This window comes from Streptacidiphilus neutrinimicus, from assembly GCF_000787815.1.
In the GTDB taxonomy this organism is placed as follows: Bacteria; Actinomycetota; Actinomycetes; order Streptomycetales; family Streptomycetaceae; genus Streptacidiphilus; species Streptacidiphilus neutrinimicus.
In genome coordinates, this window is sequence record NZ_BBPO01000126.1 from 1 (window position 1) to 12,916 (window position 12,916).

The window sequence follows — 12,916 nt, forward strand, 5'->3', positions numbered from 1 at the left end:
GCGTGACCGTGCCACCGCTGTACTGCCCCGAGGCGGCCCGGGACGATCCGGCCCTCGGCCGGCTCGTCAACGACCGGCTGGTGGCCTGGGCCGCGGAGATGGGCCTGTTCCAGGGACGGTTGGAGCGGCTGCGCTCGCACGACTTCGGCCGGCTGTTCATGCTCGCCCACCCCGACACCGACGACGCGGACCGGCTGCTCGCCGCCGCCCGCTGCGGGCTCGCCGAGTGGGCGGTCGACGACCACTGGGTCGACGAGGGGGACGACACCAGGCCGGAATTGATCGGGCCCCGGGTCGCGCTGGCCCACGCGGTGGTCGACCCGGTGCGCCTGCCACCGCGCTACTACGGGCAGTTCGAGCAGGTCGTGGCCGAGGAGCCGGTGCTGAAGGCGTTCCGCTCCGCGCTCACGCTGCTGGGAACGATCGCCAACCCGACCCAGGTCGCCCGGCTGCGGCACGAGTTGGCCGTCATGTTCGTCGGCTACGGCCAAGAGGCGGAGTGGCGGATGTCCGGCCGACGGCCGGCCGTCTGGGAGTACCTGCTGCACCGCTACGAGAACGCCTTCTTCCCGTGCATGGTCCTGGTGGACCCGGTCGGCGGATACGAGCTGCCCGCGCACGAGTTCGCCGACCACCGGGTGCGTCGCACCTACCTCTACGCCGGGGTCGCCAACGTCCTCCTCAACGACCTGTACTCCATGGCCAAGGAGGATCCGACCGACACCAACCTGCCCAACCTGATCGCCGCCGAGGAGGGCTGCACCCTCCAGGAGGCGGTCGACCAGGCCGCGGCCATCCACGACGAGTTGATGCACACCATCGAGGCCGAGTCCGCCGCGCTCGCCGCGGCCGGCTCGCCCGAGCTGAAGCGGTTCCTCACCGGCGTCTGGGCCTGGATGGGCGGCAGCCACACCTGGCACCGCACCAGCGCCCGGTACCACGGCGGCGACACCGCGTGAGTGACGCCGCCCGCCGCAGGGCCGCCTGAGCACCACCGGACCGACCGCACGACCGGCACGACCCGCACCACCTCACGATCACCGAGAACCGGAGAGAGAAGCTGTGATCCTCAGCGAGAAGAGCGCTGTCCTCCCGTCCCAGACCACCGGCCTCTCCCCCGAGGCCGCCGGCGCCGTGCGCACCAGCCCCTACCAGGACTCCGTCGCCGCCTACTGGAACGCCGAGCGCAACCCCGTCAACCTGCGCCTGGGCGAGGTCGACGGCTTCTACCACCACCACTACGGCATCGGTGAACCCGACTGGTCCGTCCTGGAGGGCCCGGAGGACACGCGCGAGGAGCGCACCGTCCGCGAACTGCACCGGCTGGAGAGCGTGCAGGCGCAGTTGCTGGCCGACCACCTCGGTCCGATCCCGGCCGACGGCCGCCTGCTCGACGCCGGCTGCGGACGCGGCGGCGGAAGCCTGGTCGCCAACCAGCGCTTCGGCTGCCGCGTCGACGGGATCTCGATCTCCAGCCACCAGGTGGAGTTCGCCAACCGCCAGGCCGAGGAGCACGGCGTGGCCGACAAGGTCCGCTTCCACCTGCGCAACATGCTCGACACCGGCTTCGAGACGGGCGCGTTCGACGGCATCTGGAACAACGAGAGCACCATGTACGTCGAACTCTCGCTGCTCTTCGCCGAGCACGCCCGGCAGCTCAGGCGCGGCGGCCGCTACGTCACCATCACCGGCTGCTACAACGACACCTACGGGCTGCCGTCCCGCGCGGTCAGCGAGATCAACGCCCACTACATCTGCGACATCCACCCAAGGAGCACCTACTTCCGGGAGATGGCCGCCAACCGCCTCGTCCCCGTGACCGTCATCGACCTGACCGCCGCGACCATCCCCTATTGGGAGCTGCGCGCCAAGTCCCATCTCACCACCGGGATCGAGCAGTCCTTCCTCGACGCCTACAAGGACGGCAGCTTCCAGTACCTGCTGATCGCCGCCGACCGCGTCTGACGGCGCGCCGACAGCCGGGCCGGGGCCAAGTCGCCATAATCGGATGATCCGAGGTGGTCAACCGATCACCCGTCAGCGACGACGCCCCGGCCCTCGGGGGTGCGCGGCGGCCGGGGGGCAGAAGTTGGTGGAGCGGGCACGAGTGGAGCCGTCGCTGCCGGAGTCGGTCCGGGCGGCGCGGGCCGGGGCGTTCCACTGGGACCTGGCCAGCGGCGTCATGCACTGGGACGACGCCGTCTGCGACCTGGTCGGGGTGGCCCCCGAGGACTTCAGCGGCCGCGCGGAGGCGTTCTTCGCCGCCCTGCACGCCTCGGACGCGGCACGGCTCGCGGCCGCCACCGCGGAGGTGCTGGAGCGCGGCGGCCGGTACCGCAACCGCTACCGCATCGTGCGCCGCGAGGGCGGGGTCCGACGGATCGAGGAGCGCGGCGGAGCGTTCCGGGTGGAGCTTCCGGGGCGTGGGCCCGCCGGGCAAGCCCGATGGCGAGGGCCAGATGCGGGCCTGGCCGGGCGCTCCGGCATCGGGCCCGGATCGCCCTCGGCCCAACTCCTCGCCTCCATGCCGCACTCCGGTTGCCGGGGCCGAGAAGACTCCGCAGGCCCGGCACCGGTCGGGCGGCCCCGATCGCGCGGGGCGCTGGCCTCTGCCCCGGCGCCGCCGGGCGGGCGGGCATGACTGAACGGCCGTCAGGTCGGGAGCTCCACTTTCACGTGGGCGGCGAGGGCGCGGAGGAAGTCGGGGGCGTCGAAGAGGGCTCCGGCGGAGGCGACGCCGGAGGAGAGGCGGGTGCGGCCGGTGAGGATGCGGGTGAGGGCCTCGACCGCGAGGGGCGCGCTGACGGCGTAGATGTCCTGGCCGCTCGCGACCGCGCGGCGCTCCGCGTCGGCGTTGCGGACGCGCACGTCGACGACGAAGGTCTGCGCGGAGCGGCCGCGCTCGTCGACCGGGGTGGGCGCGGCCGCGCCCGGCGCGGCCAGATCGGCGGCGGCCACGGCGCTCATGTAGGTGCGGACCTCCGGGACGGCCAGGTGACTGGGGACGGTGACGACGTCGGCCATGGTGAACTCGCCGATGACGGGCTGGGGTCCGAGCGGGGCCGGGAAGGACCACTGCAGGGTCGGCAGCGCGTCGTCGTGCTGCTGCAGCCGTCCGGCGGTGTAGCGGAGACGGCGGCCGCCGCGCCGCTCGGAGGAGACGGCGCCGGAGGCGAGCGTGCCGGTGGTGGGGTGCCAACTGCTGAGGCCGTAGGCGATGCGCACCTCGTCCGCCGTCGTCCAGTCGCCCATCGCCGCGGTCGCGAGCAGGTCGCCCAGCCCGCCGTAGAACGCCATGGCGGGCAGCACGACGGTGCCCGCCTCCCGGGCCCGGTCGGCGAAGTGGGCGAAGGTGTCGAGGTTCGCCTCGATCTCGGCGGCCACGTCCAGGTACGGGATCCCGGCGCGCAGCGCCGCCTCGATCACCGGGCCGCCGGTCGCGTGGAAGGGCCCGGCGGCGTTGATCACGGCTGCCGCGCCGGCGAGCGCGCGGTCCAGGGAGGCCGCATCGTCGGCGGAGGCCTGCCGGGCCTCGAGCCCGGGGTGGGCCTGGGCGAAGGTCCGCAGCTTGTCCGCGTCACGGCCGACGAGCACGGGGACGAACCCGCGTTCCACCAGCTCGGCCACCATGAAACGTCCGGTGTGCCCGTAGGCGCCGAACACCACGACGGTCTGTCCCGATCCCATGCCCGCTCCCGCATCTCCGTTGTGATCCACGACGACCATCCTGGTCCGGCCGGATGTCGACGCCCAGTGTCCGGAACGACATGACCCGTACACTTCCGGACATGGGTACTGCCGCACCGGCCAGCCGTGGATCCTGGAACGGCTGGACCAGCCGCTCACCGTCGAGGACCTGGCCCGCCGCGCGAACCTCAGTTCCCGCCACCTCGGCCGCCAGTTCCGCGCCGCGACGGGCACCACGCCGCTCCAGTGGCTGCTGACGCAGCGCATCCGCCGCGCCCAGGAACTGCTGGAGAAGACCGACGAGAGCGTCGACAGCATTGCCGCGGCCTCGGGCATGGGGACCGCGACGACGCTGCGCCGCCACTTCCACCGCACGCTCGGCGTCCCGCCGGACGCCTACCGCCGGACGTTCCGCAGTTAGCGGTCAGCGGGCGAAGGGCCACCAGCCCTTGCGGGCAGGCTTCGGCTCCACGACGCACGCGCAGCGCTGCGCGGCGGGGACGCCGGAGAGGACCTGGTCGACGTGCTGGCCGCAGCCGGCGTAGGTGTACTTCCCGCAGCGGCGGCAGGTGACGCGACGGCACATGGGGGTCAGGCTCCTCGGTGGGGACGGCGGGTGCGGGTGAAGGCTTACGGGTGAAGGCTCAGACGAGCGCGGTGAGCGCCGCGTCCAGGCGGGCGGTGGCCTCCTCGGCGACGGTCGCCATGCCCTCGGCGTCGGAGAGCCGGACCATCATGCCCGGGTCGACCGCCTGGACCAGGACGTGGTCCCCGTCCCGGCGGACGACCACGTTGCACGGCAGCAGCAGGCCGATGTTGCGGTCGGCGGAGACCGCACGGAAGGCGAGCGGCGGGTTGCAGGCGCCGAGGATCAGGTAGTCCTCCAACTCCTCGCCGAGCTTGGCCTTCATCGTCGCGGCCAGGTCGATCTCGGTGAGCACACCGAAGCCCTGCCCGGCGAGCGCCTCGCGGACGGCCGCCACGGCGGCGGTGAAGTCGGTGGTGTCCAGCCGGACGGTGCGGTCGTAGCTCACGATGCGCCCTTCTCCCTCGTCTCCGTTCACTTTCCACTGCCCACTATACCCCCAGGGGTAATAAGCGGAGGGTCAACGCACGGCGACGTGGCGCGCGAGGAAGTGCCGCACGACCCGCCGCGCCTCCGGCACGGAGACCTCCGGCGCAACCGTCCCGACCAGACCGGCCCGCCCCGCGGCCGTCACCAGGCCGTCGGCCTGGAGCTGCGTGACCACCGCCGCGTAGTCGGTGAACACGTAGTGGTTCGCGTTCCCTCCGAGCTGGCCCGGCCGCTGGGAGTCAGCGCGGCGACGGTCTCGGCGCAGACGGCGGCGCTGCGCGGCGCGAGGCTGATCGCCACGGCGCGCGCCGGGAAGGCGGTGCTGCATCGACGCACCGCGCTGGGCGGCCTGCTGCTCTGGGGCGGCGCGGCGGGGTATGACGGAGATGGCACGTCCTGACCGCACCCGTACCCGCCGTGCCCGGCCCGCTCCGCCGGGCCGCCCCGCCGTCGTCACAGCCGAACCGGGAGTCACCGCCATGCACGACGACCGCGCCACCGTCGAACGCCGTCTGCGCCGTGTGCTGCGGGAGCGGATCGAGCCCGCCGTCTACGGGGAGTCCGTCCCGCTCCAGGTCGCACGCTGGGACGCCGACGGCACGGGGGCGTCCCCGGCCGACGGCATGGGGACTCCGACGGTCGCCGACGGCCTCTCGGCGTCCTACGAGGACTGCCCGGCGGACGCCGCCTGGGGGCCGGCCTGGGGCACCACGTGGTTCCGGGTGCGCGGCGAGGTGCCCGCCGCGTGGGCCGGACGGACAGTGGAGGCCCGGATCGACCTCGGCTTCGACCCGAACCTGCCCGGCTTCCAGTGCGAGGGCCTGGTGTACCGCTCGGACGGCAGACCGGTGAAGGGCCTGAACCCGCGCACGTCCTGGGTCCGGGTCGCCGACGCCGCCCGTGGCGGCGAACTGACGGAGCTCTACGTCGAGGCCGCCGCCAACCCGGTGCTGGTGGCCCACTCCCCCACCTACCAGGGCGACCGTCTCACCAGCGACCGCACGCCGCAGTACCGGCTGGCCCGGATGGAGCTGGCGGTCTTCGAGGGCGAGGTCTGGGAGCTGGTGCAGGACCTGGAGGTGCTCGGACAGCTGATGGAGCAGCTGTCGACGGACGACGCGCGCCGCTTCGACTTGCTGCGGGCGATCGAACGCGCCTTGGACGCGCTGGACCTGGCCGACATCGCGGGCACTGCCGCCGAGGCGCGCGCGGAGCTCGCCCCCGCGCTGGCCCCGCCAGCGCACGCCTCGGCTCACCGGATCAGCGCGGTCGGGCACGCGCACATCGACACCGCGTGGCTCTGGCCGCAGCGCGAGACGGTCCGCAAGGTGGCCAGGACCTGCGCCAACGTCGTCTCCTTGATGGATGACCACCCCGGTTTCGTCTTCGCGATGTCGCAGGCCCAGCAGTTGGCGTGGCTCAAGGAACACCGGCCGGAGATCTTCGCGCGGGTGGCGGAGCGGATCCGGGCGGGCGCGTTCGTGCCGGTCGGCGGGATGTGGGTGGAGTCGGACACCAACATGGTCGGCGGCGAGGCGATGGCTCGTCAGTTCGTCTACGGCAAGCGCTTCTTCCTCGATGAGTTCGGCGTCGAGACGCAGGAGGTCTGGCTGCCGGACTCGTTCGGCTACACCGCGGCCCTGCCGCAGCTGGTGAAGCTGGCCGGCAACCGCTGGTTCCTGACCCAGAAGATCTCCTGGAGCCAGCTCAACCGCTTTCCGCACCACACCTTCTGGTGGGAGGGCATCGACGGCACCCGGGTCTTCACCCACTTCCCGCCCGTCGACACCTACAACAGCGACCTGAGCGGCGGTCAGTTGGCGCACGCCGCCCGCAACTACCGGGAGAAGGGCCGCGGTTCACTCTCGCTCGCGCCGTTCGGCTGGGGCGACGGCGGAGGCGGCCCGACCCGGGAGATGCTGGCGCGCGCCGAGCGGCTGCGGGATCTGGAGGGCTCGCCACGGGTCACGGTGGAGCCGCCCGCCGCGTTCTTCGCGGCAGCGGAGGCCGAGTACCCGGACGCGCCGGTCTGGGTCGGCGAGCTGTACCTGGAGCTGCACCGCGGCACCTACACCTCGCAGGCCAAGACCAAGCAGGGCAACCGGCGCAGCGAGTCGCTGCTGCACGAGGCGGAGCTGTGGTCCACGACGGCGGCCCTGCGCGTTCCCGGATTCGCCTACCCCTACGCCGTGTTGGAGCGGCTGTGGAAGACGGTGCTGCTGCACCAGTTCCACGACATCCTGCCCGGCAGCTCCATCGCCTGGGTGCACCGCGAGGCGCGGGAGACCTACACCCGCGTCCACGCCGAGCTGGAGACACTGGTCGCCGCCGCCCAGGCGGCACTGGCCGACGCCCCGGGCGGCGCGGGGGACGACGGCACGCTGGTGTTCAACGGCGCGCCGCACGCGCGCGACGGCGTCGCCGCCGGGGGCGCCGCGCCGCTGCCGGCGCCCGGGCCGGCCGTCGCGACCGAGGAGCGCGCCGACGGCCACGTCCTCGACAACGGCCTGCTGCGGGTCGTGGTCGACGGGCGGGGTCTGGTCGTCTCGGTGTACGACCACGCGGCGGACCGCGAGACCCTCGCCCCCGGCCTCGCGGCGAACCTGCTCCAGCTGCACCCCGACTTCCCGACCATGTGGGACGCCTGGGACATCGACGAGTTCTACCGCCACCGGGTCACCGACCTGGTCGGCGTCGACTCCCTCGACGCCCGCCCGGGCCCGGAGGGCGAGGGGGTCGTCACCGTCACCCGCCGCTTCGGCGGCTCCGGCGTCCGGCAGACGGTGACGCTGCGCCCCGGCGCACGGCACTTGGACTTCGCGACGGAGGTCGACTGGCACGAGTCGGAGCAGTTGCTCAAGGCGGCGTTCCCGCTGGACGTCAAGGCGGACCAGTCCGAGGCCGAGACCCAGTTCGGGCACGTCGCACGGCCCACGCACCGCAACACCTCCTGGGAGGCGGCCAAGTTCGAGATCTGCGCGCACCGCTGGATCCGCGTGGCGGAGCCCGGGGCGCCCGGCTTCGGCGTCGCGATCGCCAACGACTCGACCTACGGCCACGACGTCACCCGCGACGTCCGGCCCGACGGCGGTCAGACCACCACCGTCCGCCTGTCCCTGCTGCGCGCCCCGCGCTACCCCGATCCCGAGACCGACCAGGGCACGCACCTGCTGCGCTACCGCCTCGTCCCCGGCGCGAGCACCGCGGACGCGGTCCGCGCCGGGCACGCGCTCAACCTGCCCGCCCGGCGGGTCGCCGGCACGCGTCCGGTCGTCCCGCTGGTCGCCGTGGACGGCGAGGCGGTGGTGCTGGAGACGGTCAAGCTCGCGGACGACCGCGGCGGCGAGGTGGTGGTCCGCCTCTACGAGTGCCTCGGCGGCCGCGCGCGGACCGTGCTGCGCACGGGCTTCCCGCTCGCCCGGGTCACCGAGACGGACCTCCTGGAGCGCCCGCTCGCCGAGGCACCCGCCCACGCACCAGCCCCGGACGGCACGCTTCCGCTCCACCTCCGGCCGTTCCAGATCCTCACCCTGCGGCTGACCCCCACCGCAGGGTGAGGATCTGGAACACCGCAGGTCAGGCCACTCCCGACGGAGGCCGAAGCCTCAGGGGGCGTGGGGGAGCTCCCGCTTGTGGGCGGTGAGGCGGTAGCGGTCGACGATGGTCTCGAAGACCCGCCCGTCGACCGGCTTCCCCTCCAGGAAGTCGTCGATGTCGTCGTAGGTGACGCCGAGCGCGTCCTCGTCGGCCTTGCCGGGGGCAAGCGTCTCCAGGTCGGCGGTCGGTACCTTCCACACCAGCTCGGCGGGGGCGCCGAGCGCGTCCGCGACCGCGCGCACGCGGCGCTTGGTCAGGCCGGTCAGCGGCACCAGGTCGGCGGCGCCGTCGCCGAACTTGGTGAAGAAGCCCGAGACCGCCTCGGCGGCGTGGTCGGTCCCGACGACCAGGCCGCCGTGCGCGCCGGCCACCGCGTACTGGGCGATCATGCGCTGCCGGGCCTTGATGTTGCCGTGCACGAAGTCCTGGTGGTAGGCGTCGCGGAAGCTCACGTCGGCCGCCAGCGTCGCCTCGAGCGCGGCGTCACTCGCGGGCTTGACGTCCACCGTGAGCACGTGGTCGGCCTGGATGAAGGAGAGCGCGAGCTGCGCGTGGTGCTCGTCGGCCTGGACGCCGTAGGGCAGCCGCATCGCGTAGAACCGCGCGTCGTGACCGGCGGCCCGGGCCCGCTCGACGGCGAGCTGGCACAGCCGGCCCGTCGTGGTGGAGTCGACGCCGCCGCTGATCCCGAGCACCAGGGCGCGCAGCCCGGTGAACGTCAGCCGCTCCGCGAGGAAGGCCACCCGGCGATCGATCTCCGTCTGGGCGTCGAAGGTCTCGGCGACCTGGAGTTCCCGGGCGATCTCCTGCTGCAGGGCGATGGACGCCGACTCGCTCACAACTGCTCCTTGTTCCGGTTCGCGATGTGCTGCCGCGCCCACCCTACCCACGCCAAGGTCGTATCCGAGTGCGCGTGGACCGTGACCGTCGCCAACAGCTGACCGGCTTGTTCGGGCCGGTGCTGGAGTACCTCGAGCAGCACCGGCCGAGCTCGGTTCGTCCGACCGGCTGAACGCCTCACGGGCTGGAGCGGCGCTGCCAGCCCGACACACCACGTAGGGCATGTGCCGCCCGGTCTTCGGATGAACGCGCTGCCCGAGGAGCGGCGTCCCGTCGACGGACAGGGCCGCGTCCGCGCGTTGAGATGAGCTGAGCCGACACCAACCGGGACCATTGACGGGTCATCAGCAACTGCATAGTGTCATTTTTCGGCGAAATCAGTTGTCTTCTGTTTGATCCGAGCGCGTCTCCCCGTTCCTTCCTGTTGGATTCGGAGGCACCGCCATGTCCCTACGCCCCCGACGACGGCCGTTCCGGCTCGTCGCCGCCCTGCTCGCCCTGTTACTCGGACTGGTCCTCGGCCAGCTGCCGGGCGGCGCCAGCGCCCGCGCCGCGACGACCACGACCGCCGTCACCGTCGACGGCAACGCGACCGGCCGCACCTTCGACGGCGTCGGCGCGATCTCCGGCGGCGGCGGAAACTCGCGCCTGCTCGCGGACTACCCCGAGCCGCAGCGCGGCCAGATCCTCGACTACCTGTTCAAGCCGGGCTACGGCGCCGCCCTGCAGATCCTCAAGGTGGAGATCGGCGGCGACACCAACTCCACCGACGGCTCCGAGCTCAGCCACGAGCACACCCGCGGCGTCGTCGACTGCGGCTCCGGCTACGAGTGGTGGCTGATGGAGCAGGCGAAGGCCCGCAACCCGGGCATCAAGCTGTACGGGCTCGCGTGGGGCGCGCCCGGATGGGTCGGCGGCGGGAACTTCTGGTCGCAGGACATGGTCGACTACCTGCTGTCCTGGCTCGGCTGCGCCAAGTCCCACGGCCTGACCATCGACTACCTCGGCGGCTGGAACGAGCGCGGCTTCAACGCCGCCTGGTACGAGAACCTGCACGCCGCACTCGCCGCGCACGGCTACGCGACCAAGGTCGTCGGCGCCGACAGCGACTGGTCGATCGCCACGAGCATGCGCTCCGACTCCGCGCTGGACTCCGCCGTGGACATCATCGGCGCCCACTACCCGTGCAGCTACATGTCCGCGATGACGAGCTGCTCCAGCAGCGCCGACGCGCAGGCCACCGGCAAGCAGCTGTGGGCCAGCGAGAACGGCTCGGAGGACTTCGACACCGGCGGCGCGCCGATCGCCCGAGCGATCAACCGCGGCTACCTGGACGCGAAGATGAGCGCGTTCATCAACTGGCCGCTGGTCGCCTCGGTCTATCAGAACCTCCCCTACAACACCATGGGACTGATGACGGCCACTCAGCCCTGGTCCGGCAACTACCAGGTGGGCCAGAGCCTCTGGGCGGTCGCGCAGACCACCCAGTTCACCGCCCCCGGCTGGCAGTACCTGGACAGCGGCAGCGGCTACCTCGGCGGCAACCGCGCGAACGGCAGCTACGTCAGCTACCGCGCTCCCGACAAGTCCGCGTGGAGCACCGTGATCGAGACCCTCGACGCGTCCGCCGCGCAGACCGTGACGTTCACGGTGCAGGGCGGGCTGCCCGCCAGCGCCCTGCACGTCTGGTCCAGTGACTTCGGCTCCACCAACCAGAGCTCCTACCTGGTCAGGAACGCGGACCTGAGCGCGAGCGGCGGCGTCTACACGCTCACCCTCCAGCCCGGGCACGTCTACACCGTCACCACGACCACCGGCCAGGGCGCGGGCACGGCCGTCTCGCCGAACCGGTCCGTGCTGGCGCTGCCCTACACCGCCGCCATCGGCTCCACCCCGACCGGCGACGAGGTGCCCTATCTGGCCGCGATGAACGGCGCGTTCGAGTCGGAGCCGTGCCTCGGCGGCCGATCCGGCAGCTGCGTCCAGCAGTTGGCCACGCAGGCGCCCATCTCCTGGGACAACGGGAGCGATCCCTACGCGCTGCTCGGGGACCTGTCCTGGTCCGACTACACCGTCTCCGTCGACACGCTGCTCCAGCAGTCCGGATCCGCAGTCCTGTTGGGCCGGGTCGGGGTGCAGAAGGGCTTCTCGCCCGCCGACGTGGACGCCTACCAGCTGAAGCTGTCCGACACCGGCGCCTGGTCGTTGCAGCGCAACAGCTCCGGCGGCACCGTCATCACGCTCGCCTCCGGCACGGTCGCCGCGCCGGGCACGGGCACCTGGCACACGCTCGCCCTCGGCTTCGCCGGCAGCGGCATCACCGCCACGATCGACGGCACGCAGGTCGGCTCGGTCACCGACGCGAGCTACGGCTCCGGCCAGGTCGGCGTCGGCACCTCCGGCTGGATCGGCGCGCAGTTCGCGAACCTGAAGGTCACGCCGGGCCCGGCCGCCGACCTCTCCGGCACCTACGTGCTGGTCAACCGCAACAGCGGCCAGGCGATGGACGCGAAGGGCCAGGGCACCGCCGACGGCACGCCGGTCATCCAGTGGACCCGCAACGGCGGCGCCAACCAGGAGTGGACGTTCGCGCCCGCGGGCGGCGGCTACTACACCGTCACGGGCGTCGGCAGCGGCAAGGCGCTGGACGTGCCGAACGTCAGCGCCGTGGAGGGCACCGGGCTGGACCTGTGGACGCCGAACGGCGGCGTGAACCAGCAGTGGCTGGTGGCCCCGGCCGGGAACGGGTACTACACCCTGGAGAGCCGCTCCGACGCCCAACTCGTGGACGTCAGCGGCGGATCGCTCACCATGGGCGCGACGGTGCTGCAGTGGCCGCTGAACGGCGGCGCGAACCAGCAGTGGCAGTTGGTCAGGACCGGCTGACGGCTCCGCCCACGGGCGCCCGTTCCCTTCCGGCTCCGGCAGCGGCCGGGAGGGAACGGGGCTTCTCATCGTCGCCGCCTACCCGTATGTTCGGCTCCCGGCGCCATGCGGGCGTCACGGCTGCGTCACCACGGACCAGGGAGCGGACGAATGGACCGAGCGGCGTTGCGGGGTCGCGCGCTGGTGCTGGGTGGCGGCGGGCTGACCGGCATCGGCTGGGAGTGCGGCCTGCTGCACGGCCTCGCCCAGGCGGGCGTGGACCTCGGTGCGACGGCCGACCTGGTCGTGGGCACCTCGGCCGGGTCCGTCGTGGGTGCGCAGCTGACCTCCGGACACCTCGACGCGGCCGAGCTGTACGAGCGCCAGCTCGGGCACGTGCCCGGAGAGACCGGCGACCGGCTCGGCGCGGCCGTGCTGGCCCGCTACGCGTGGGGTGCGGTGCGCTCGCGCGACTCGGCGGCCTTCGGCGCGCGCATGGGCGCGCTGGCGCTGGCCGCGCGTCCGTCCGGCGCGACGGAGCACCGGGAGGTGCTGGCCGGGCGGCTGCTGAGCCACGACTGGCCGGAGCGGCGGCTGCTCGTCACCGCCGTGGACGCGCACACGGGCGTGCGGACCGCGTTCGACCGCGACGGCGAGGTGGGGCTGCTGGACGCCGTCGCGGCGAGCTGCGCGGTCCCCGGTGTGTGGCCTCCGGTCAGCGCGGCGGGCCGGGACTGGATCGACGGCGGCATCTGCTCCTCGGCCAACGCCGACCTGGCGGCGGGCTGCGCCGCCGTGGTCATCGTCGCCCCGGTCGCGGCGGGCGGCGGCCCCATCCCCTCACCCCGCGCC

At 72.9% G+C, this 12,916-nt stretch carries 12 protein-coding genes and 1 pseudogene; 8 read left to right on the top strand and 5 right to left on the bottom strand.

Annotated elements, in window-relative coordinates:
• The 3 genes from TR48_RS36635 to TR48_RS36645 form a co-directional block, all read left to right on the top strand.
• A partial coding sequence (locus TR48_RS36635) for a family 2 encapsulin nanocompartment cargo protein terpene cyclase (protein WP_042374955.1) occupies window positions 1-959 on the top strand: 959 nt, incomplete at its 5' end.
• Window positions 960-1,134: 175 nt separating this feature from the next.
• Window positions 1,135-1,965 (top strand): geranyl diphosphate 2-C-methyltransferase, encoded by an 831-nt coding sequence (locus TR48_RS36640; protein WP_042374967.1) that lies wholly within the window; start codon window positions 1,135-1,137, stop codon window positions 1,963-1,965.
• Window positions 1,966-2,107: 142 nt separating this feature from the next.
• The gene (locus TR48_RS36645) at window positions 2,108-2,641 is read left to right on the top strand and encodes a PAS domain-containing protein (RefSeq protein WP_042374956.1); all 534 of its coding nucleotides are present in this window, start codon (window positions 2,108-2,110) and stop codon (window positions 2,639-2,641) included.
• Window positions 2,642-2,652: 11 nt separating this feature from the next.
• On the opposite strand, the gene TR48_RS36650 is transcribed toward TR48_RS36645, so the two are convergent.
• Window positions 2,653-3,687 carry a saccharopine dehydrogenase family protein gene (locus TR48_RS36650; RefSeq protein ID WP_042374957.1) on the bottom strand — a complete coding sequence of 345 codons (1,035 nt, stop codon included), beginning with the start codon at window positions 3,685-3,687 and terminating at the stop codon, window positions 2,653-2,655.
• Window positions 3,688-3,811: 124 nt separating this feature from the next.
• On the opposite strand from TR48_RS36650, the pseudogene TR48_RS41315 reads away from it, so the two are divergent.
• Window positions 3,812-4,108 (top strand): annotated as a pseudogene (locus tag TR48_RS41315) (helix-turn-helix domain-containing protein); the annotation flags it as partial.
• A 3-nt stretch (window positions 4,109-4,111) separates the two neighbouring features.
• Here TR48_RS41315 and TR48_RS44615 read toward each other — a convergent pair.
• The 3 genes from TR48_RS44615 to TR48_RS44020 all read right to left on the bottom strand — a co-directional run bounded on the left by TR48_RS44615 (window position 4,112) and on the right by TR48_RS44020 (window position 4,958).
• Window positions 4,112-4,273, bottom strand: coding sequence for a DUF8730 family Cys-rich protein (locus TR48_RS44615; protein WP_170183577.1), 162 nt, complete (start codon window positions 4,271-4,273; stop codon window positions 4,112-4,114).
• Between the two features lie 58 nt (window positions 4,274-4,331).
• Window positions 4,332-4,721 (bottom strand): DUF302 domain-containing protein, encoded by a 390-nt coding sequence (locus tag TR48_RS36655; RefSeq protein WP_042374958.1) that lies wholly within the window; start codon window positions 4,719-4,721, stop codon window positions 4,332-4,334.
• 72 nt (window positions 4,722-4,793) lie between these two features.
• Window positions 4,794-4,958, bottom strand: coding sequence for a hypothetical protein (locus TR48_RS44020; RefSeq protein WP_161789978.1), 165 nt, complete (start codon window positions 4,956-4,958; stop codon window positions 4,794-4,796).
• A gap of 3 nt (window positions 4,959-4,961) precedes the next feature.
• Between TR48_RS44020 and TR48_RS39555 the strand changes: the two genes are divergently transcribed.
• Both TR48_RS39555 and TR48_RS36665 read left to right on the top strand, forming a co-directional pair.
• Window positions 4,962-5,162 (top strand): hypothetical protein, encoded by a 201-nt coding sequence (locus tag TR48_RS39555; RefSeq protein ID WP_052443350.1) that lies wholly within the window; start codon window positions 4,962-4,964, stop codon window positions 5,160-5,162.
• Window positions 5,163-5,241: 79 nt separating this feature from the next.
• On the top strand, window positions 5,242-8,319 hold the full coding sequence (locus TR48_RS36665; protein WP_042374961.1) for an alpha-mannosidase: 3,078 nt from the start codon (window positions 5,242-5,244) through the stop codon (window positions 8,317-8,319).
• A 48-nt stretch (window positions 8,320-8,367) separates the two neighbouring features.
• On the opposite strand, the gene nadE is transcribed toward TR48_RS36665, so the two are convergent.
• Entirely contained in the window at window positions 8,368-9,198 is an 831-nt protein-coding gene (nadE, locus tag TR48_RS36670) for an NAD(+) synthase (protein WP_042374962.1), read from the bottom strand.
• A gap of 445 nt (window positions 9,199-9,643) precedes the next feature.
• Here nadE and TR48_RS36675 point away from each other — a divergent pair, with 445 nt between their 5' ends.
• Window positions 9,644-12,085, top strand: coding sequence for an RICIN domain-containing protein (locus TR48_RS36675; protein ID WP_042374963.1), 2,442 nt, complete (start codon window positions 9,644-9,646; stop codon window positions 12,083-12,085).
• A gap of 150 nt (window positions 12,086-12,235) precedes the next feature.
• Window positions 12,236-12,916, top strand: a 681-nt coding sequence (locus tag TR48_RS36680; RefSeq protein ID WP_042374965.1) for a patatin-like phospholipase family protein, incomplete at its 3' end; no start/stop codon positions are given.